Origin of the sequence: Rhodoferax mekongensis (assembly GCF_032191775.1) — a bacterium.
Taxonomy (GTDB): Bacteria; Pseudomonadota; Gammaproteobacteria; order Burkholderiales; family Burkholderiaceae_C; genus Allorhodoferax; species Allorhodoferax mekongensis.
Genome location: NZ_CP132507.1, coordinates 556,911 through 576,640, shown reverse-complemented (window position 1 = coordinate 576,640; position 19,730 = coordinate 556,911). Strand labels below are relative to the sequence as shown.

The 19,730-nt window shown below is 61.8% G+C and carries 21 protein-coding genes; 13 read left to right on the top strand and 8 right to left on the bottom strand.

Translation table 11 applies throughout. From position 1 onward, the window contains the following. Nucleotides 1–4: 4 nt before the first annotated feature. Nucleotides 5–763 carry a class II aldolase/adducin family protein gene (locus RAN89_RS02790; protein WP_313868149.1) on the bottom strand — a complete coding sequence of 253 codons (759 nt, stop codon included), beginning with the start codon at nucleotides 761–763 and terminating at the stop codon, nucleotides 5–7. 100 nt (nucleotides 764–863) lie between these two features. On the opposite strand from RAN89_RS02790, the gene RAN89_RS02785 reads away from it, so the two are divergent. The 11 genes from RAN89_RS02785 (at nucleotide 864) to RAN89_RS02735 (ending at nucleotide 12,770) form a co-directional block, all read left to right on the top strand. After that, on the top strand, nucleotides 864–1,559 hold the full coding sequence (locus RAN89_RS02785; RefSeq protein WP_313868148.1) for a Crp/Fnr family transcriptional regulator: 696 nt from the start codon (nucleotides 864–866) through the stop codon (nucleotides 1,557–1,559). A gap of 150 nt (nucleotides 1,560–1,709) precedes the next feature. Beyond that, the gene (gene mnmG, locus RAN89_RS02780) at nucleotides 1,710–3,755 is read left to right on the top strand and encodes a tRNA uridine-5-carboxymethylaminomethyl(34) synthesis enzyme MnmG (RefSeq protein WP_313868147.1); all 2,046 of its coding nucleotides are present in this window, start codon (nucleotides 1,710–1,712) and stop codon (nucleotides 3,753–3,755) included. Continuing rightward, entirely contained in the window at nucleotides 3,752–4,426 is a 675-nt protein-coding gene (gene rsmG, locus RAN89_RS02775; protein ID WP_313868146.1) for a 16S rRNA (guanine(527)-N(7))-methyltransferase RsmG, read from the top strand. The genes mnmG and rsmG overlap by 4 nt, the downstream gene beginning before the upstream one ends. Nucleotides 4,427–4,834: 408 nt before the next feature. After that, nucleotides 4,835–5,455, top strand: coding sequence for a LysE family transporter (locus tag RAN89_RS02770; protein WP_313868145.1), 621 nt, complete (start codon nucleotides 4,835–4,837; stop codon nucleotides 5,453–5,455). A gap of 45 nt (nucleotides 5,456–5,500) precedes the next feature. Beyond that, the gene (locus RAN89_RS02765; protein ID WP_313868144.1) at nucleotides 5,501–6,286 is read left to right on the top strand and encodes a ParA family protein; all 786 of its coding nucleotides are present in this window, start codon (nucleotides 5,501–5,503) and stop codon (nucleotides 6,284–6,286) included. Nucleotides 6,287–6,290: 4 nt separating this feature from the next. After that, nucleotides 6,291–6,863 carry an RBBP9/YdeN family alpha/beta hydrolase gene (locus RAN89_RS02760; RefSeq protein ID WP_313868143.1) on the top strand — a complete coding sequence of 191 codons (573 nt, stop codon included), beginning with the start codon at nucleotides 6,291–6,293 and terminating at the stop codon, nucleotides 6,861–6,863. Beyond that, complete coding sequence (locus RAN89_RS02755) at nucleotides 6,860–7,189, top strand: hypothetical protein (RefSeq protein ID WP_313868142.1); 330 nt, start codon at nucleotides 6,860–6,862, stop codon at nucleotides 7,187–7,189. The genes RAN89_RS02760 and RAN89_RS02755 overlap by 4 nt, the downstream gene beginning before the upstream one ends. Before the next feature lie 25 nt (nucleotides 7,190–7,214). After that, nucleotides 7,215–8,174 carry a ParB/RepB/Spo0J family partition protein gene (locus RAN89_RS02750; protein ID WP_313868141.1) on the top strand — a complete coding sequence of 320 codons (960 nt, stop codon included), beginning with the start codon at nucleotides 7,215–7,217 and terminating at the stop codon, nucleotides 8,172–8,174. 89 nt (nucleotides 8,175–8,263) lie between these two features. Beyond that, nucleotides 8,264–9,040, top strand: coding sequence for a class I SAM-dependent methyltransferase (locus RAN89_RS02745; protein ID WP_313868140.1), 777 nt, complete (start codon nucleotides 8,264–8,266; stop codon nucleotides 9,038–9,040). Continuing rightward, nucleotides 9,037–9,783, top strand: coding sequence for an HD-GYP domain-containing protein (locus RAN89_RS02740; protein ID WP_313868139.1), 747 nt, complete (start codon nucleotides 9,037–9,039; stop codon nucleotides 9,781–9,783). The genes RAN89_RS02745 and RAN89_RS02740 overlap by 4 nt, the downstream gene beginning before the upstream one ends. 188 nt (nucleotides 9,784–9,971) lie before the next feature. Beyond that, entirely contained in the window at nucleotides 9,972–12,770 is a 2,799-nt protein-coding gene (locus RAN89_RS02735; protein ID WP_313868138.1) for an ImpA family metalloprotease, read from the top strand. Between the two features lie 48 nt (nucleotides 12,771–12,818). On the opposite strand, the gene RAN89_RS02730 is transcribed toward RAN89_RS02735, so the two are convergent. From RAN89_RS02730 to RAN89_RS02720, 3 genes are all read right to left on the bottom strand, one after another. Then, nucleotides 12,819–13,727, bottom strand: coding sequence for a hypothetical protein (locus RAN89_RS02730; RefSeq protein WP_313868137.1), 909 nt, complete (start codon nucleotides 13,725–13,727; stop codon nucleotides 12,819–12,821). A 6-nt stretch (nucleotides 13,728–13,733) separates the two neighbouring features. Beyond that, nucleotides 13,734–14,300, bottom strand: coding sequence for a LemA family protein (locus RAN89_RS02725; RefSeq protein ID WP_313868136.1), 567 nt, complete (start codon nucleotides 14,298–14,300; stop codon nucleotides 13,734–13,736). Between the two features lie 75 nt (nucleotides 14,301–14,375). Continuing rightward, nucleotides 14,376–15,800 (bottom strand): FAD-binding oxidoreductase, encoded by a 1,425-nt coding sequence (locus RAN89_RS02720; RefSeq protein WP_313868135.1) that lies wholly within the window; start codon nucleotides 15,798–15,800, stop codon nucleotides 14,376–14,378. A 101-nt stretch (nucleotides 15,801–15,901) separates the two neighbouring features. Here RAN89_RS02720 and RAN89_RS02715 point away from each other — a divergent pair, with 101 nt between their 5' ends. Further along, nucleotides 15,902–16,486 (top strand): cob(I)yrinic acid a,c-diamide adenosyltransferase, encoded by a 585-nt coding sequence (locus tag RAN89_RS02715; RefSeq protein ID WP_313868134.1) that lies wholly within the window; start codon nucleotides 15,902–15,904, stop codon nucleotides 16,484–16,486. 7 nt (nucleotides 16,487–16,493) lie between these two features. Here the strand turns inward: RAN89_RS02715 and RAN89_RS02710 are convergent, their stop codons facing one another. The 3 genes from RAN89_RS02710 to RAN89_RS02700 form a co-directional block, all read right to left on the bottom strand. Continuing rightward, nucleotides 16,494–17,249 (bottom strand): hypothetical protein, encoded by a 756-nt coding sequence (locus RAN89_RS02710; RefSeq protein WP_313868133.1) that lies wholly within the window; start codon nucleotides 17,247–17,249, stop codon nucleotides 16,494–16,496. A gap of 29 nt (nucleotides 17,250–17,278) precedes the next feature. Beyond that, entirely contained in the window at nucleotides 17,279–17,701 is a 423-nt protein-coding gene (locus tag RAN89_RS02705; RefSeq protein WP_313868132.1) for a hotdog fold thioesterase, read from the bottom strand. 165 nt (nucleotides 17,702–17,866) lie between these two features. Continuing rightward, complete coding sequence (locus RAN89_RS02700) at nucleotides 17,867–18,190, bottom strand: hypothetical protein (protein WP_313868131.1); 324 nt, start codon at nucleotides 18,188–18,190, stop codon at nucleotides 17,867–17,869. 161 nt (nucleotides 18,191–18,351) lie between these two features. Between RAN89_RS02700 and RAN89_RS02695 the strand changes: the two genes are divergently transcribed. Further along, complete coding sequence (locus RAN89_RS02695; RefSeq protein WP_313868130.1) at nucleotides 18,352–18,588, top strand: hypothetical protein; 237 nt, start codon at nucleotides 18,352–18,354, stop codon at nucleotides 18,586–18,588. 10 nt (nucleotides 18,589–18,598) lie between these two features. Here the strand turns inward: RAN89_RS02695 and RAN89_RS02690 are convergent, their stop codons facing one another. Then, nucleotides 18,599–19,705: an ABC transporter substrate-binding protein gene (locus tag RAN89_RS02690; RefSeq protein ID WP_313868129.1), complete on the bottom strand. Its 1,107-nt coding sequence runs from the start codon at nucleotides 19,703–19,705 to the stop codon at nucleotides 18,599–18,601. Nucleotides 19,706–19,730: the final 25 nt, after the last annotated feature.

Below are 19,730 nucleotides of genomic sequence, written 5' to 3'. Positions count from 1 at the left end.
AGGGTCAGTCCTGGTAACTGGGGTCTATGCGTTGGAGTTTGCGGATCAGGGCCGGCCAGACAAAGGCGCCGCCCATGCCACCGGTTTGCACGCGCATGGCCTCACTTACGCCTTTGACGATTTGCGGGTTCACATGGGTGAGCGCGCCGCCACCGGACTGCGCGCCGATCTGGATCTGGCAGGTGGCCTCGAAGGTGTACATGCTCAGGAATGCGTCGGCAATGGTTTTGCCCACCACCAGCAGGCCGTGGTTGCGCAGCACCAGAAAGTTGGCCTGGCCCAGGTCGGCTTGCAGGCGCGGTTTTTCTTCAGGGCGGAAGGCCACGCCTTCGTAGTCGTGGTACGCGAGGGACGCCAGCACAAAGGTGGACTGCTGGCTCAAAGGGAGCACGCCGTCCTTCTGGGCGCTCACCGCGACGCCTGCGCGGGTGTGGGTGTGCAGCACGCAGCCGGCGTCTTCGCGGGCCTCGTGCACGGCGCTGTGGATCACGAAACCTGCCGGGTTGACGGGGTTGGGTGAGTCGATCAGCTTATTGCAGTGTTGATCGACTTTGACGAGACTGCTGGCAGTGATCTCGTCGAACATCAACCCATAGGGGTTGATGAGGAAGTGGTGCTCCGGCCCGGGAATGCGGGCGCTGATATGGGTGAAGACCAGATCGCTCCACCCATACAGGGCGACCAGCCGGTAGCAGGCGGCGAGGTCCTGGCGGAGTTGCCATTCCTGCTCGCTGACCTGGGATTGCACTGACGGTGTGGTCATTGATGACTCCATGAAGGGTTTGCATTCGAGGTTAGCGGGGGCAGACGGCGTTACACTGTTAAAAATTTGACAATCTAGGGTATTCACCGTGGGGGAATGGATGGCGCACTCCAAAACCGAACTGCTGAAGAAAATGTCTGTGAACCCTTGGTTTGCCACCCTGCCTCTGGCAGAGCGCAAGGCCATGTTGGCGGTGGCGGTCGTCCAGCCGCTGGCAGTGGGGGAGTCGGTCTACCGCAAGGGCGATGTGTCGGGCGGCTTTTATGGCGTGCTGTCCGGCCTGTTGCGCGTGTCGGCCACAGGTGAGGATGGCCGGGAGGGCATTCTCTCCGTGCTGGAGCCGGGCAACTGGTTCGGCGAGACGACCTTGCTGGACGGACAGACCCGACCCCATGATGTGACTGCGGTGCAGGAAGGGGAGGTCCTCGTGATCACCGCTGCGGACTTCAAGCGCCTGATGCAGCGTCTGGGGTTTGCCCACGGCATGACGACCCTGCTCTGTGCCCGGGTGCGGGGTTTGTTCGGGCTGATCGAGGACACCATGTTGCGATCCACCCGCATGCGTGTGGCGCGGCGGCTGATTACCTTGGCCAAAGGCGACATGACCATGGCGGCGCAGACCCGGCAGGGTGTACAGGTCTCCCATGAAGAGCTGGCCATGATGCTGGGCGTGACCCGCCAGACGCTGGCCAAAGAGCTCAAATACTTTGTGCGCGAAGGTGCCTTGGCGCTCGGGTACGGACACATTGATTTTCTGGATACAGCGCTGTTGCGCCACGAGGCGGCCTTGGATTAAGTGCGGCCGGTGGGTCGGGCAGCACCGCGCGGCCAAGGGCTTGAAGGTGGAGACTGGCTGAAACCGGAGCAGGCCGGTAAAATCGCGCCCTCCCTTCTCTGATTGCGCCGGCCGGACTCGCACTGTGGTCCGCCCCCGCGCCCCCATGCCATGTTGTACCCACAAGAATTCGACGTCATCGTTGTCGGCGGCGGCCATGCCGGAACCGAGGCTGCGCTCGCGGCCGCCCGCATGGGCTGCAAGACCCTGCTGCTCTCCCACAACATCGAGACCCTGGGGCAGATGAGCTGCAACCCTTCTATCGGCGGCATCGGCAAGGGCCACCTGGTCAAAGAGGTGGATGCCATGGGCGGCGCGATGGCGCTGGCGACCGACGAGGCGGGCATCCAGTTCCGCATTCTCAATTCCAGCAAGGGCCCGGCCGTGCGGGCTACCCGTGCGCAGGCAGACCGCGTGCTCTATAAAGCCGCGATCCGGCGCATGCTGGAGAACCAACCCAACCTCTCGTTGTTTCAACAAGCCGTCGATGACCTGATGGTCGAAGGCGAGCGGGTGGTGGGTGCCGTCACGCAGGTGGGCATCCGCTTCAGGGGCAAGACGGTGGTGCTGACGGCCGGCACCTTTCTGGACGGCAAGATTCATGTGGGCCTGAACAACTATGCCGCCGGCCGGGCAGGCGACCCGCCCGCCGTGTCGCTGTCGGCCCGACTCAAAGAACTGAAGCTGCCCCAGGGCCGCCTCAAGACCGGAACCCCGCCGCGCATTGACGGCCGCAGCATCGACTTCAGCAAGTGCATTGAGCAGCCTGGCGACGGCGTGCCCGGTGGCATGAGCGATGTGATGCCGGTGGTCAGTTTCATGGGCAATGTGGCCATGCATCCACAGCAAGTGCCCTGCTGGATCACCCATACCAACGAGCGTACGCACGACATCATTCGCAGCGGTTTTGACCGCAGCCCCATGTTCACCGGCAAGATCGAGGGCGTGGGCCCGCGCTACTGCCCGAGTGTGGAAGACAAGATCAACCGCTTTGCCGACAAAGACAGTCATCAGATCTTTTTGGAGCCCGAGGGCCTGACCACCCACGAGTACTACCCCAACGGCATCAGCACCAGCCTGCCTTTCGATATCCAGTACGAGTTGGTGCGCAGCATGGCCGGCCTGGAGAACGCGCACATTCTGCGCCCCGGTTATGCCATTGAGTACGACTACTTTGACCCGCGCAGCCTGAAGGGTAGTTTTGAGACACGCCAGATTGGCGGACTGTTCTTTGCCGGTCAGATCAACGGCACCACCGGCTATGAAGAGGCGGCGGCGCAAGGGATGTTTGCCGGTATCAACGCAGCATTGCAAGTGCGCGCCATGGGCGGTGGCGATGTGGCCCTGAGTGCGGCGGGCAGCGCCAGCTACAGCGGCGACACCTGGTTGCCCGGCCGTGACCAAGCCTACCTGGGCGTGCTAGTGGATGACCTGATTACCAAGGGCGTGACCGAGCCCTACCGCATGTTCACCAGCCGGGCGGAGTTCCGCTTGCAGCTGCGGGAAGACAATGCCGATGCCCGTTTGACCGAAGTGGGTCGTGAACTGGGCTTGGTGGACAACGCGCGTTGGGATGCCTTCTGCCGCAAGCGCGATGCTGTTTCACGTGAAACAGAACGTCTGCGCAGCATCTGGGTGAACCCGCGCAACCTGGCCGCCGACGAATCCGAGCGGGTGCTGGGCAAGTCCATCGAGCATGAGTACAACCTCGCGGACCTGTTGCGGCGCCCCAATGTGAGCTACGGCGGGCTGATGTCGCTGGACCATGGCAAGTACGCCAACCGTGATTTGCTGGACGCGGTTTCACGTGAAACAGCAGGGCTGCCTGCCGTGGATGCCGTTGAAGTGGCCTTTGTGGCTGCGGTGGTGGAGCAGGTGGAAATTGCTGCCAAGTATTCCGGCTATATCAACCGCCAGAAGGACGAAGTGGAGCGTGCCGCACATTACGAGAACCTGCGCTTGCCGGATGACCTCGACTATATGCAAGTCACGGCCCTGAGCATCGAAGCCCGCCAGCGCCTGAGCAAGTACAAGCCCGAAACTCTGGGGCAGGCATCGCGCTTGTCCGGCATCACACCCGCCACGATTTCGCTGTTGATGATCCACCTGAAGAAGGGCAACTTCCGGGGCTTCGCTGAGAAGGCAGAGGCTGTATGAGCGCCAGTCACTTGGAGCAACTGGGCAAAGCGGCCACAGCATTGAGTTTGAATCTGGACGCTGCCCAGCAAGCTGCATTGTTGGAGTACCTTGCCCTGATCCAGAAATGGACCAAGGTCTACAACCTGACGGCGGTGCGCGATCCGGATGAGATGCTCACGCACCACTTGCTGGACAGTCTGGCGGTGATCGCTCCTTTGCAAAAGCAGCTTGCCGCTTTGAAAGAGCAGGGCGTGTGTAGTGACAAGCCGCGCTTGCTGGATGTGGGTTCGGGTGCTGGCCTGCCCGGTATCGTGATTGCCATTTGCTGCCCGCACATCACGGTGCACTGTGTCGATACGGTGGCCAAGAAGGCTGCGTTCATCCAGCAGGTGGCAGTGACCTTGAAGCTGCCTAACCTGCGTGGCATCCATGCGCGGGTGGAAAGCTTGACTGAGCCCTACGACGTGGTCAGCTCGCGTGCCTTTGCTTCTTTGGTGGACTTCACCACCTGGTCCGAAAAAGCCTTGGCTGGGCAGGGGGTGTGGATGGGAATGAAGGGCAAGCACCCGGCGGACGAGATGGCTGCGCTGCCTGGTTCTGTGGAAGTGTTTCACGTGGAACAGCTTGTGGTGCCTGGGTTGGATGCGGAGCGGTGCATTGTGTGGATGCGGAAGAGGGCAGCCGCCTAAGGTCTTGTGGCTTGCGTTTTTGTGGGGATGGGTAGGGGTTGGCGTTTTGCTCCGTGTCCCCCGCCCGCTGTGCGGGCTCCTCCTTGACCTGCGCAAAACGCCAACCCCTACAAAGCGCTGGCAAACCTACGGTCGGCGCCCCTATGCGCTCTTCGCAGCGGCGTGGCAGGGGTGCACCCCAAAGTGAGGTCAAGAAGGAGCCTGCGCAGCAGGCGGGGGACACGAACGGCGGGGTGTACCCTTGGCGCACAGCGAGCCCAGCACCATAGTCACCGTGCAATCTGCACCCGATAAGGTTTCACGTGAAACAACACTCTGGCGATCTGAGCACGCCAGCAACCCAAATCCCAACCCTCGCCACAAACTTTCCAACGTAAACTCGACACCCATCTCCAAGAAAGCAAACCCATGCTCGGCGTCACCGATTACGGTACCTTTGTCATCACCATCATCGTGTTCCTGGCCATTCCCGGCCCGGGTAATTTGGCTTTGGTGACGTCTACCAGCAAGGGTGGTATTGCCGGTGGACTGGCCGCTACCCTCGGTGTGATCCTTGGTGACCAGGTGCTGATGTGGTCTGCCGTCGCGGGTGTGGCGGCCCTGCTGGCCGCGTACCCCGAAGCCTTCCACGCTGTTCAGTGGGCCGGCGCTGCTTATCTGGCTTGGCTGGGCTACAAGATGTTGACCGCCAAACCCGGCGCTGCACCGGTGCTCAACATCAAGGCAGGCCACTACCTGCGCCAGGCTTTGCTCATCACGCTGCTCAACCCCAAGGCCATCCTGTTTTACATGGCCTTCTTCCCCCTATTTGTGGATCGCGCGAACCAGCAAGGACTGGTGACCTATGGATTCATGGCCGCGACGATTGCCTTTTTGACTTTTCTCTACGGTCTTGGCGCCACGCTGTTGACCCACTTTCTGGCCGAGCGTATGCGGGCCGACCCCCGCATCGGCCGGGTGCTGGAGAAAGTGGCGGGTCTGTTTCTGGTGGGCTTTGGCATCAAGCTGGCCCTGCAGTCCGCCAAGTAATTCCACCGCTGTTTCTGTTTTTCGTTTTCACACCCTGAGCGTCCTATGGCCAAAATCTTCTGCGTTGCCAACCAAAAAGGTGGCGTCGGCAAAACCACCACCACCGTCAACCTGGCTGCAGGTCTGGCCAAGGTCGGGCAGCGGGTGTTGATGATTGACCTGGACCCGCAGGGCAATGCCACCATGGGCTCGGGGGTGGACAAGCGCAAACTCGAACTCACGGTGTACGACGTGCTGCTGGAATCCGCCACGGTGGCCGAAGCCCGTGCCAAAAGCGAAAAGCTGATCGAGGGCGGCTGCAGCTACGACATCCTGGGCGCCAACCGCGAACTGGCGGGTGCCGAGGTGGAAATGGTGGAGCTGGAGCGACGTGAGCGCCGCCTCAAACAGGCGCTGGCAGTGGTGGACCATGAATACGACTTCGTTCTTATCGACTGCCCGCCCTCCTTGAGCATGCTCACCCTCAACGGCCTTTGCTGCGCCCATGGTGTGATCGTGCCCATGCAATGCGAGTACTTCGCCCTCGAAGGCCTGACGGATCTGGTCAACACCATCAAGCAGGTCAAGGCCAACCTCAACGACGACCTGCAGATCATCGGCCTGCTGCGCGTGATGTTCGACCCCCGCATTACCTTGCAAAACCAGGTGAGCGACCAGCTCAAGGCCCACTTCGGCGACAAGGTGTTCGACACCGTCATCCCCCGTAACGTGCGTCTGGCCGAGGCGCCCAGCTACGGCGTGCCCGGTGTGGTGTTCGATCCTCAGTCCAAAGGCGCGCAGTCTTTCGTGACCTTTGCGCAAGAGATGGTGGACCGCATCAAGGTCATGTAAACCCATGGAACTCGCAAGCTTCACCACCCTCCTGTTGCCCGGCTGGCAGAACTCCGGCCCGGCCCATTGGCAAAGCCGCTGGGAAGCCTTGCATGGCTTTACCCGGGTGCAGCAGCACGACTGGATGCAACCGCTGCGCGGCGACTGGATGATGCAGCTCGAAGAAACCGTGCTGGCCGCACCCACGCCAGTGGTGCTGGTGGCACACAGCCTGGGCTGCATACTCACCGCCGCCTGGGCCCAACATTCGCAGAACACCCACCGCGTGAAGGCTGCCTTTCTGGTCGGCCCCGGTGACCCGGAGCGTGAGGAGTTGCTGGCCCCGCTCAAGAGCTGGTGGCCGGTCGTCATGGACAAGTTGCCCTTCGCTGCCGAGTTGCTGGGCAGCCGCAACGACCCTTATTGCAGCTTTGAGCGGGCACAGCAGTTCGCCGCCGCCTGGGGAGCCGACTTCGTGGACTGCGGCAACGCCGGTCACCTAAATGCCGAGTCCGGCTTGGGTGACTGGCCAGAAGGGTTGGCTAGGTTGCGGCGACTCATGGAAGTTGCGGCTGGCAGAAGCAATCAGCGCATATGAAGCGGGACAAACGTTTAAACGGCATCGCCGCTGCCCAAAAGGTGGCGCTTCTTAGGAAGCGTGAAAAATATGGATATCTAGCAGGTAGTGCTGTCGGAGCGTTAGTTTCTATCTTGCTCTTCAAAGAGCATGGATGGCAGGGCGCAGCGATAGGTTTCGCAGCCTGTTTTCTTGTTGCTCAAATGCTCTTTTCCATTCTGTTCAAACCAAAGTGCCCCTTTTGCGGAGTTTCTTTAACCCAGAACCGTGAGCTTGAGATAGGCACTTTGCATTTGCCAAAGTGCATAAAGTGCGGAGTGCCATTCGAGATGCTCAACGGAAAATAGCGACTATAAAAAGAGGAATAGAAACATGGTTACGAAAAAACCCAAAGGCTTGGGCATGGGCCTGGAAGCCCTGCTGGGACCCAAAGTGGTGGATGCTCCTGCAGCCGATGCCACCCCCGCGACTCAGACCACGCCCAGCACCTTGCTGTTGGCCGATATGGTGGCAGGCGTCTACCAGCCGCGCACCCGCATGGACGAGGGTGCCCTGTACGAGCTGGCAGAGAGCATCAAGGCACAGGGCATCATGCAACCGATACTGGTGCGCAAGCTCGATGAGGCAGATGCCGCCAAGCACATTGGCGATGGCCGCAAGCGCGCCGTCTATGAAATCATCGCCGGTGAACGCCGCTTCCGCGCCGCCAAACTGGCCGGCCTGACCGAGGTGCCGGTGCTGGTGCGCGACGTGCCCAACGAGGCCGCCGCTGCGATGGCGCTGATCGAAAACATCCAGCGTGAAGACCTGAACCCGCTGGAAGAAGCGCAGGGTCTGCAGCGTTTGATCCGGGAATTCGGCCTCACCCACGAAACCGCGGCCCAGGCCGTGGGCCGTTCGCGCAGCGCGGCGAGCAACCTGCTGCGCCTCTTGAACCTCGCCGATCCGGTGCAGACCATGCTGATGGCCGGCGACATCGACATGGGCCACGCCCGTGCCTTGTTGGCCTTGGACCGCGGCACGCAGATCACCGCAGCCAACCAGATCGCCACCAAAAAAATGTCGGTGCGCGAAGCCGAGAGTTTGGTCAAAAAGCTCAGTGCTGAGTTCTCCCTCAAGCCGCAAAAGCCGGCCAAGGAAAAGTCGCGTGACATCAAGCGTGTGGAAGAAGAACTCTCTGATTTGCTCATGGCCCAGGTGGATGTGCACATCAAAAAGCGCGTCAAGCGCCACGGCCGTTTCGAGGAAATGGGAGAAGTGGTGATCCAGTTCGGCTCGCTCGATGAGCTGAACGGTCTGATCGACCGATTGGCGCCGGGCGGCAACCGTTAACTACGGCGTCGTCAAACTATATGCTATGAAAACAGGAGCTGCTTGCGCATATTCCATGAGCGCTGGCGGCACTTTTGGCTCATAAATCGATGCGCCGCCTGAATCCTGTCCATTGGCAATGGCCGCTGCCTGCGGTGCTGGCGTGGGCCCTATGTTGGGCGGTGTTCCGCGAGCTGCTGGGGCAGGGCATGGCCTTGCAGTGGGCACTGGGCCTGAGCAGTGCCTTGGGGGTCGCCTGCAGCTTGTGGGGCGCGACCTGGTGGCGGCGTTTGCTGATTGCGGCGGGCTTTCCCCTGTCGCTGGCAGCCAGCCTGTCAGCCTTGGGGGCGGACTCGTTGCCGGCGTGGGCCTGGCTGCTGCCTTTGGGGCTGTTGCTCCTGGTTTATCCGGTGAACGCCTGGCGCGATGCACCGCTGTTTCCCACCCCGCCCCATGCGCTGGTTGATTTGCCGAGGCACGCTCCCTTACCCCAAGGCGCTCATGTGCTCGATGCCGGTTGCGGCCTGGGCCATGGCCTGCAGGCCTTGCGTTTGGCCTACCCACAGGCCGAGCTGCACGGCATGGAGTGGAGCTGGCCCCTGCGTCTGCTCTGCGGTTTGCGCTGCCCCTGGGCCCACGTCACCCGGGCAGATATCTGGAAAGCGAGCTGGGCCCGCTATGACATGGTGTACGTGTTCCAGCGCCCTGAAAGCATGGCGCGCGCCGTGGACAAGGCCCGCGCCGAGCTGCGGCCGGGAGCTTGGCTGGTGAGTTTGGACTTTGAAGCAACAACTTCCACACCGCGCGCCAGCTGGCGCGCACCCGGTGGCAAAATGGTATGGCTGTACCAGGCGCCTCTGCCGGTGCCCCCAGGAGAATCTGCATGACCCACACTAGCTCTGCCCCTCACACCGACGCCGACGAAGCCCTGCACGCGGCTCAGGTCGTGGTGTTTGCTTTGGCCACGCTGGCCGAGCTGCGCGACTCGGACACCGAGAGCCACCTCCTGCGGGTTCAGAACTATGTGCGCGCATTGTGTGGCGAGTTGCAAAAGAACCCCGCCTATGCCGCCACGTTGACTCCCGCCTACGTCGAGACATTGGTAGGCAGCGTACCCATGTACGACATGGGCACCATCGGCATTCCGGACCGCATCCTGCTCAAACCCGGCCGCCTGACCCCGGATGAGATTGCCATCATGCGCACCCACACCACGCTGGGTCACGACGCACTGGTGCGCGCAGAAAAGACCTTGGGCCGTGTGTCCCCACTGCTCACGGTCGCCAAAGAACTCACCCTGTGCCACCAGGAAAAATGGGACGGTACCGGCTACCCCAAGGGCTTGTGGGGGGAGCAAATTCCGCTGTCTGCCCGCATCGTGGCGCTGGCCGATGTGTTTGATGCACTGATCAGCAACAAGGTTTACAAGGACGGCGTGTCTGTAGACCGCGCGGTGGAAATCATCACGGAAGCTCGCGGCTCACACTTCGATCCTGCGCTGGTAGACGCCTTTGTTGCCGTGCAAGACACCTTCCGCGGCATTGCGGTGCGCCATGCCGATACGGATGCGGACATGCAGCAGAAGATCGAATACATGGCCAACGCCATCGCCGAGGTCGCGGTTCTCTAAAAGCCAGTCTTACTGCCACTGGGCTCATGGTCGGGTCGTAAAACCCGGTTTTCTGTATCGCCCGTGCCGGACGCCGGGTAAGCCTTTGTAAGGCGCGTTGCAGCCTGTCAGCAGGGCGTCGTTTTGCCAATGCGTGCACCGACAATCCGCCGTCCCTGCACGCGGTAGAGGCAGGGCGGAGACCCGGCATGCGCCCGCACACAGCAAACACAACAACAACAATCAATCGTCATCGTGTCGGATGGTCCACCCTGGCCTTGGCTGCGCTTCTCACGGCCTGTGGTGGCGGTGGATCGGGTGACAGTCCCAACTCCAGTGCGCCCAGCACCACCGCAACGATGGTGGCTGCGCCCCAGGCCAGTAGCCAGATTTCGCAAGCCCTTCAAAGCGGCGACGCGAGCGCGCTCACCGATGCCAAGCTGGTGGCTCAGCATGCCCAGTACGCACAGCAGCAAATCAGCCTGACGCAGGCAGCGCGCATCAGCAGCCTGTACCAAGGGGTGAGCACCGAATACGACCCCACCCAGTGGAGCTATTGGGTGCAGCCCCGCAATACCGCCACGGCACAACCGCTGATCGTGGGTGACCAGGGCAACGCCTTGGCCAGTATCAGTGTGGCGGGTGGCGGCCGCAGCGCTGGCTTTGGTGTGCAGGTGCTTTCCAAGTTCAATGCCAATGAGTTGGTCGCCTACCGGCCCGCCTTCAAGCGCCTTCTGGCCTGGCTGGTGCGTGGTGATGCTGCCGGCACCTTGCCCGCCACGCTGAATGTGGCCTTTGCGGGCATCAACGCCAGCAGCAGTGCGGCCGGTATGGTGAAGACCGGAGTGCCGGTTGCCACCATCGCCTGTGACTTCATTGCCACTCCGGCCTGCGCCACCAATGCGCACCTGTTGGTGGTGGGCGGAGACCTGGCCGCCAGTGCCAGTCTGGAGGCCAGCATCCGGGCGCTGGTGGCATCCGGGCGGCCGGTGCTCTACGTGCACACCAAAAGCAACTGGACCAGCGACTCGGCCATCCAGGTGCTGGCGGGCATGGGCCTGCAGTTCGGCCCGTATGGCGGTAATTACTGGGCCAGCGACAAGGTGGCAGCCGGCCGCAGCGAAGCGAGCAACCGCACGCTTTCCGACCAGTTCGCCAAAACCACGGCCATGTTGAACCTGCTGGCCTCCGACAGTTTCAGCATGCCCTACGACTGGTCGCCGTGCACCGTCACCGCCGGCAAGACCGATTGTTCGGGGGTGGCCAGCCTGCAGTCCAACTTGCTGTCGCCCGTAGATACCTTGCGCAGCCAGATCGATGTGTTCAACAAAGCAGGTCAGAACATCTTTGCCACAGCCGATACCGACGTGTTGCGCTACCTGGTGCTGTGGGCTGACGTGGTGCGGCGCCAGCTCCGTTACCCCATGGACAAAATCAGCACCCCGGCGGCGTTTCAGAAAGCGCTGATTGCCGATGCCCTGGTGGCTTATGTGCGTCCGGTTGCTACCGCGCAGGCGGACCTGGGGAGCTTTGCCAGTGCCGTGACCGCTGGCATGGCGGTGAGCGACACGGATGAAGTAGTCGACGTAACCGTGCCGTCCACCAGTGGCTTTACAGCCATCGGCCGCCTTGCGGCTCCGGGCAAGCCGGTGACGGTCGAGCTGCTCAGCGCGGGCAGCGCCAATGTGTCCCTGCGCCTCAACACCCAGCGCACCGGCTCCACCCGCCTGTGGGACCCCAACCGGTACAACCGCCCTCGCTTTTTGGCCAGCCCGGACATGGTGCTCAGCACCGGCCAGGCGATGCAGTTGGTGAGCCCCTATGGCGGCACCTTGCAGCTGGTGTTCAGCAACGCCACGCCGCAGCAAAACGTGCAACTGCGTTTGCGCGGGGTGGCCAAGCATCCCTTCTTGGACCAGTCCAATGGCGCTGGCGACAAGGCAGCATTTGTGACGGCCCTGAACGCCGCCCAGCACGAGTGGGCCGAGATCAAGCTCGCAGGTATTGAGATCCACTCCCGTGCCGACAAGATGCGTGCCGTCATCAACGGAACCGATTACGCGGGCGACATCGACAAGTTTTTGAACGAGGTGAAAACCCTCTTCTTCGAAGACCTCTACATGCTGGCCGGCTATGCGTTGCCAGGCAAAAGCTTGACCGCCCATGTGCAGGCCATGTGCACCAGTCTGGGCTGGAACTGTACCGATGCCACGCTGCACCGCGTCCCCGGAACACAGCACATCAACGTGGACAACTATTCGCAGTGCGGCAGCGGCTGCTCAGGCAACCCGTATGACCAGGACTGGGGCCTCAGCCCCCGCGGCTGGGGTGAAAGCCACGAGGTGGGTCACAACCAGCAAAAGGGCATGCACAAGGTCTATGACGACCGCAGCACCGAGGTCTCCAACAACCTGTTCCCCTTGCACAAAGGCTGGCGCATGCTCAGTGAGATGGGCTACAACACGGGCGATACCCGCGTGAGCTACTTGTCCGCCTTCAACATGATCAAAGCCGCCAAGTTGCAGGCCGATCCTGTGGAGGCGGCTTACCAAAGCATCTGGGGTAACGCCGCCTACGCGGTGCAGAACGGCGAGCGCATGGCTTTTTACATGCAGTGGGTGCACTACTGGGCCCAGCGCCAGGTGAGCATTGCCACCGGCTGGGACATCATCACCTTGCTGTACCTGCACCAGCGCCAGTTTGACGCCGTGGCCGATGCCGACTGGGCAGCCAACCGCAACAAGCTGGGCTACAGCACCTATGCCACCAAGCCCAGCCCGACCGGCAACGACAACCTGCTCATCACCCTCTCGTGGATCACCCAACGTGACCAGCGCCCGACCTTCGACCTGTGGGGTGTGCGCTACTCGGCGGCTGCGGCTGCGCAGGTGGCAGCGTTCACGTATGCGGTAGAGCCGGCGCTGTTTTATGCCAATACCAGTACCAACAACCACAGCACGGTGCGCAAGGTGGACATGTCCGTCGCCAGCCCGGCCTGGCCCTTCTGATTTATGCGTGTTTCAGGGCGCTAGCGCCCGTCGAATCTGCGCGGACAGCTATCGAATCAGGAGCGTTTTCAGGGTGATGAAAGCGGCACCCAGGCACACTGCCAGGTGGAAGCCGCTCCATAGCAGGTAACGCCGGCGCAGGGATTGGGGTGAGAGCGGCGAGAGCAAAAACAAGCGCCCGTCTTGCGGTGCGCGCAGCATGTGCACGCCGGGTTGCGCGCGGATGTTGCGGTGTTCTTTCTCCACCGTGCGGGTGGCCAGTCGGCGGGCCAGCTCCCATTCTTTCAGGTCGATCTCGCCGTCCCGGTTCAGGTCGAAGCGGCGTTGCAGCTCGGCGGGGTTCTGCTTCCAGCTGGTGAGCAGGGCATTCACGTCTTCGCGCAAGCTCAAGACCGAGTTGGCACCGCCCACGGTCACAAACTCACCCAGCGCATACAAGTTGCGTCCACCGTGCAGCAAGTGCTCCACGTGCTTGGTGTCGCCGGATACGCGGGACGTCTCTGGTACGCCCATCACTTCGGCATGGTCGGGGTCTATGGTGCACACGCCACTGCCGTCATGCAGGTCAAAGGTGGCGCTGCTCGTGCCGCTTTCCACTTCCTTCCAGTCGTTGTCACTGTCGCGCTCATAGATGGCGTAGCGGTACCAGATGCAGGGCGAGTTGCTCAAGGGGCTGTAAATCAGGTCGGTGGTGTTGGTGCGTCCTTGCAGCTCCACGTAGCCCTGTGCGGCCGAGGCAATGCGCGAGGTGGCGATGTTGGAGATGGCCCGTGCCCGTCGCAGCGCAGCACCCCAGGCCAGCAGGCCGATGGCGCTGATGGCACCCGCGGCCCAGGGCCAATGCTGGCCGGACCCCGCGTGAAATGCCCCGCCGGCGATTCCGAAATAAACGGCTGCCAGCAGCCCGTTCATGCTCTGGCTGCGCAGCCAGCGCAAGCCCATCAGTTGCAGACCCACCGCCCGTCAGGCCTTGAAGCGCGCGGAAATGTCCACGTCCTGCAACTCTTCAGTGCTGAACTTCAGCAGCTCGGCACTCTTGAAGTTGAAGAACCGCGCCACCAGCACGCCGGGAAACTGCTCGATGCGCACGTTGTTGATGTTGACGGACTCGTTGTAAAACTCGCGGCGGTCGGCAATGCTGTTCTCCAGGCTGCTGATGCGTGACTGCAGCTGCACAAACTGCTCATTGGCCTTGAGGTCGGGGTAGCTCTCGGCGAGCGCGAACAACTGGCCCAGCCCGTTGCGCAAGCCGGTCTCGGCGCGACCCACGGCCGCCACGTCCTGGGACTCGCGGGCGCTGGATACCTGGGCGCGGGCTGCAATCACTTTCTCCAAGGTGGCTTGCTCGTACTGCATGTACTGCTTGCAGGTGTCGATCAGCTTGGGCAGCTCGTCATGGCGCTGTTTGAGCAGCACATCGATATTGGCCCAAGCCTTGGAGACCGCATTCTTGACCTCCACCAGCCCGTTGTAGACGCTGATCAGATAGAACATCGCCACTGCCACCACGATCCAGAACATGATTCCCATAGCCAGCTCCTTGCCCTGATTAAGTACCAAAAAGGCTGCCAGCGCTCATGGAGTGTGCGCTAGCAGCTCCTGAATTTATAGCGAAAAGATTTTTCCAGGATTCAGGATGTTATGCGGATCCAGGGCGCGCTTGATGGTGCGCATCATCTCCACTGCGCCATGGCCGGTTTCCTCCACCAGAAAGCCCTGCTTGTGCAAGCCCACACCGTGCTCGCCGGTGCAGGTGCCGCCCAGCTTGAGTGCACGTGCCACCAGCTGGTGGTTGAGCTGCTCGGCCAACTCACGCTCGGACGGAATGGCGGGGTCAATCAGGTAGCCCATGTGGAAGTTGCCGTCTCCCACGTGGCCGACCAGGAAGAAGGGGATGCCCGCCTCTTGGGCCTCGGTCACGCTGTCCAAGAGCGCGTCCGCCAGGCTGGAGATGGGCACGCAGGTGTCGGTGGTGATGGCTTTGCAGCCCGGGCGCGACTGGATGCCGGCAAAGTAAGCGTTGTGCCGCGCCGTCCACAGGCGGGTGCGTTCTTCCGGCGTTTCGGCCCACTCGAACGCTGCACCGCCGAACTCGGCGGCAATGTCCTGCACGGTTTGCACCTGTTCTTTCACACCTTCGGGCGAGCCGTGGAACTCCATCAACAGCATGGCGCCTTCGCGCAGGGTGAGCTTGGAGTGCGCATTGACCATGCGGATGGTGTTCTCGTCCAGCAGCTCGCAGCGTGCAATCGGCACGCCGAGTTGAATGAGCTGGATGGTGGTGTTCACCGCATCGGCCAGGCTGTTGAATGAGCAGGTGGCGGCCATCACTGCCTCGGGCAGCGGGTAGAGCTTGACGGTGACTTCGGTGATCACGCCCAGTGTGCCTTCGCTGCCCACCATCAGGCGGGTCAGGTCGTAGCCGGCGCTGCTCTTTTTGGCGCGGGTGCCGGTGCGGATGATGTCTCCGCTGGCGGTCACCACTTCCAGGGCCAGCACGTTTTCGCGCATGGTGCCGTAGCGCACCGCGTTGGTTCCGCTGGCACGGGTGGCGCTCATGCCGCCTATGGTGGCGTCCGCGCCGGGGTCGATGGGGAAGAAGAGGCCGGTGGATTTGATCTCGTCATTGAGTTGCTTGCGCGTCACGCCGGGCTGCACGGTGACGGTCAGGTCCTCGGCGTTGATGGACAGCACCTTGTTCATGCGGCTCACATCCAGGCTGATGCCACCTTGCACCGCCAGCAAATGCCCTTCCAGTGAAGAGCCCACGCCGAAGGGAATCACCGGCACCAGGTATTGGGCGGCCAGTCGGACCGCATCGCTCACGTCCTGCGTGTTTTGCGCGAACACCACCGCCGAGGGTGGCGGCACGTCAAAGGCCGACTCATCGCGCCCGTGCTGCTCGCGCACCACCAGCGCGGTGGAGAGCTGATCGCCGAAGCGGGCCTTGAGGGCGTCCAACAAAGCGGTGGGCACTTCGCGCAGGTTCACTTGGGGCAACAGGTGGTTCAGGGCGGTGGGGGCGTTCATGGCGTGTCTCCTTGTTTTCGCCATTGTAGGAATCTGCGCGGCGCGAGGGGCTGTCACTTTGCTGGCGGGCAAACGGCAGCAGTGCCTGCCACAATGTGCGCATGGCAAACCGACTCACACAAATCGCCACCCGCACAGGGGACAACGGCACCACGGGGCTGGGCGACAACACCCGTGTTTCTAAAAACAGCCTGCGGGTGCACGCCATGGGCGATGTGGACGAGCTCAACAGCCACCTCGGTGTGCTGCTGTGCGAAGACATGCCGCCTGCGGTGCGCAGCTTGTTGGTCGAAATCCAGCACCAGCTTTTCAATCTGGGCGGCGAGTTGTCGATCCCCGGGTTTGAACTGCTCAAGCACGAGGCCGTGTTGGCTTTGGACGAGGCTTTGGCTGAGCACAACGCTACGTTGCCGCGTTTGGAGGAGTTCATTCTTCCGGCCGGTACCCGAGCTGCTTCGCTGGCGCATGTCTGCCGCACCGTGGCTCGCCGGGCCGAGCGCGCGGTGGTGGCGCTGGGCAATGAAGAGGCTTTGAAAGACACACCTCGCCAGTACCTCAACCGCCTCTCGGATCTGATGTTCGTACTCGCGCGCGTGCTCAACCGTTACCGTACCGATGGCACGGTGGGGGACGATGTGTACTGGAAGAGCGAGCGCATGGCCAAGAGCGGCAGCGAGTCCGCCTGAGCACTACTCACTCTGCAGAGAGTGTGAAGTTGCGTATGTCGGTGCTGTGCGCTGCCGCAGGCCGGCTGGCGCTGGCCGGCACGAGATAGCTCATGCGCACCGCCATCGGGAAGATGTCCGGAAGCCGGCTGCCAGCGACCACCTCGGCACGACTCAGTTCCCATTTGAACGACTCTGGCCGGCTCAGAGACAGCGTCTCTTGCCGCAAGACGGTGCCATCACGCACCTTCACGAGTTGCAGTTGGTAGGTCCCGGAGCGCTGGCCTTCGGTGTGCACTTCCACCTGCCAATGGCCCCCTGGCAGAACTTGCACCTGCAGTTCACTGATCTTGAAAGCGCCCTCTACCGAGGCTTTGAAAGCAGCCAGCTCCTGCGCACTCTGCTTTTCGCGCGCCTGGTAGGCCGCAGCCACTTCCGCACAGGCTTTCGGTGAGTGGTTGGAGCCATCACCCCACAGCGAGCGCCGCTCCACCACCTTGGCACACAGTTCAGCGCGGCCGGTGCGACGCACAAGTTCCATGTAGCAGGCCGAGCGGTAATAGTAGGTTTTGCCGCCTATGCCGAGCGTGCCCCAGCCACCATCTGTCAAGCCGCTGATGTAGCGGGTGGGCGACATGGCGTCGCACACTGCTTCCAGTTGGGCATTGGTGTAGCGGCCGTAGTGGTTGGCGGGGTCATCGCTACCTTGCTGTGCCAGTGCGGCAGAGCTTCCCAAAAGCAGCGCCCACGTCGATAGGGCGGTGGCGTAGGGATACGTGCCCATGCAAGGTCGGAACTTGGGGCGACGGCTTGCTAGCGCGGCGCCAGAATCGCCATCGTGATGCGCGAAACACAGGTCATTTCGCCGGCCTCATTGCGCATGTCAATCTGCCACACATGGGTGGTGCGGCCCATGTGTACCGGACGCGCTATGGCGGTGACCCAGCCCGTTTTGACGCCCTTGAGGTGATTGGCATTGATGTCCAGACCGACAGCGTTGTAGCCCTCTGGAATGGCAAACCCCGCACCGCACGAACCCAGAGTCTCGGCCAACACCACAGACACACCGCCGTGCAAAAGCCCGAAAGGTTGGTGGGTGCGGTGGTCCACCGGCACGCGGCCCACCAGATAGTCGTCACCGACTTCGGTGAACTCGATGCCAAGTTGCTCGACAGCCGTGTTTTTGCTGATGTGTGTGAGGATCTCCACAGAGACCGGTTTTTGCCAGATACGCATGGGAAAAGGTTCGGGTGAATGAATGTTGTTCCCAATATAACGATTGGCCGAGGGACCTGCTGTCACGTTGGTGGTGGGCTGATAGGGCCTGCTGCAGATCGGACGCAAAAAGGCCACCCGGAGGTGGCCTTCATGCAGCGGCTTAGGGCGCCCTGCGCAACGTGCTTATTTGGCAGCGGGCGTTGCTGGTGCTGCGGGGGCTGCAGGAGTAGCTGGTGCTGCGGCCTTGGCTTCCTGGTGCTTGGCCTTCTTGGCTGCGCGCTCTGCTTTGCGTGCTTCGCGCTTGGCCTTCATTTCCTCATGCTTGGCCTTTTTGGCTTCGGCATCAGCCTTGTGTTCGGTGTGCTTCTCTTTCGCGGCTTCAGGTGCCTTTGCGGGAGCGGGTGCTGTCGCGGCGGCAGGTGCTGCGGGTGTTGCAGCAGGTGCTTGGGCAAAAGCGCCAAACGTGGAGATAACCAAAGCAGTAGCGATCAGAGATTGTTTCAACATATTCAGTTTCAGTGCATGGCGAACTTGCCATGGGTACTTAACCCCCGCGGGCTGTGCGCCGTTTACCGTTGCTGCGTAAACCTATGTAAAGCAACATGCTCGGCACCACAGGCCAAGCGCCTGCGGTTTGTCTACACTGCCACTCACACCGGAGGTTTTGTATGCGCGCTGGATGGGGTTTGGTTGGACTGGTTGTCGCTTTGGCCATTGTTGCCGTGCTTGCCAGAAAGCAGCTCGCAACGACGGCCACGCCTCAATTGGCAGTACCTGCGGTATCGGGTGCGCCGGCCTCATCGACAGGCACAGCCGTTGAGCAAAGCCGCGCTTTCCAAGATCAGGTGAAGCAGCAAGTGGAAACCCAAATGCAAGCCCGCCCGATTTCTGAGGCGGACAAATAAGTCCTGCGGTTCAGCGCCGGAATTTGCCGGAGGCCGTGATGATCGAAAGGTCAGCGAAGTCCAGGCCGGTGTGATCATTGGCACTGAAACTCAGACTCAAACCCCCCAGGTCAAAGCGGCTGATGCTTTCGAGTGCGGACTGGAGTTTGTCGCGCGTGGGTTTGGGGCCTGCACGGCGCAAGGCCTCCACCAACACTTTGGCCGAGACAAAGCCCTCCAGCATGGCCGGGCTCACATCCAGCACTTCTTTGGCTTTGGCCAAACCGGCAGCCTCCTGCACCAGCGCATAGTTGGGGGACTGGGGCAACACCTGGCTCACGATCACACCGCGTGCGTTGTCGCCCAGCAGTTTGATGAAGCCACCGGATGCGTTGTTGGACAAGGTCACCAACTGCGCGCCGCTTCCGGCTTCACGCAGTGACTTGATCGCATCCACGACAGCAGTACCTGAGCCAATGATCATGACCGCCTGGGGAGAGAGCTTGGCGATGGAAGGTGCAATCTGTGAAAAGTCGGGTTTGCTCCGGTCGAACTTGGCGACCGCCAAGGCGTTGAGCTTGGCAGCTGCCAGACCCTTTTGCGTACCTTCAAGGCCGTCAGCGCCGAAGCTGTCATCCACATGAATGATGGCCATGCGGGTCACACCGGTTGCGGCAAGGTGCGCCACTGCGCGCTCGGCCTCCCGCTGGTAAGTGGCCCGCACATTGAAGACATGTTTCTTCAGCGGCTGGTGCAGCACCATCGCGCCGGTAGACGGCCCTAGCAGGGGCACCCCATGTTGGTCCAAGAGCGGAATGATGCCTTCGGTATGGGGTGTGCCGCGTGTCATGAACAGTGCGAGCACCCCCTTGTTCTCTATCAAGTCTTTGGCATTGGCCAAGGCCAGTTGTGTGTCGAACTTGTCATCCAGCGTGATCACTTCGATCTTCTCGCCACCCACTCCGCCTTTGGCGTTCACCGAGTCGATGTAGAGCTGCGCGCCAAACATGGACTCCTTGACCGTTGCAGCGACAGCCCCTGTCACCCCGGTGGTCTGCCCGATCTTGAGTTGGGCACTGGCTGACAGGCAGGCACTTGCAAACCAGAGCCCGATCAGGGCAGAGCGTAGCGGCGTCATGGGTTACTCCAAAAACGTGAATTGG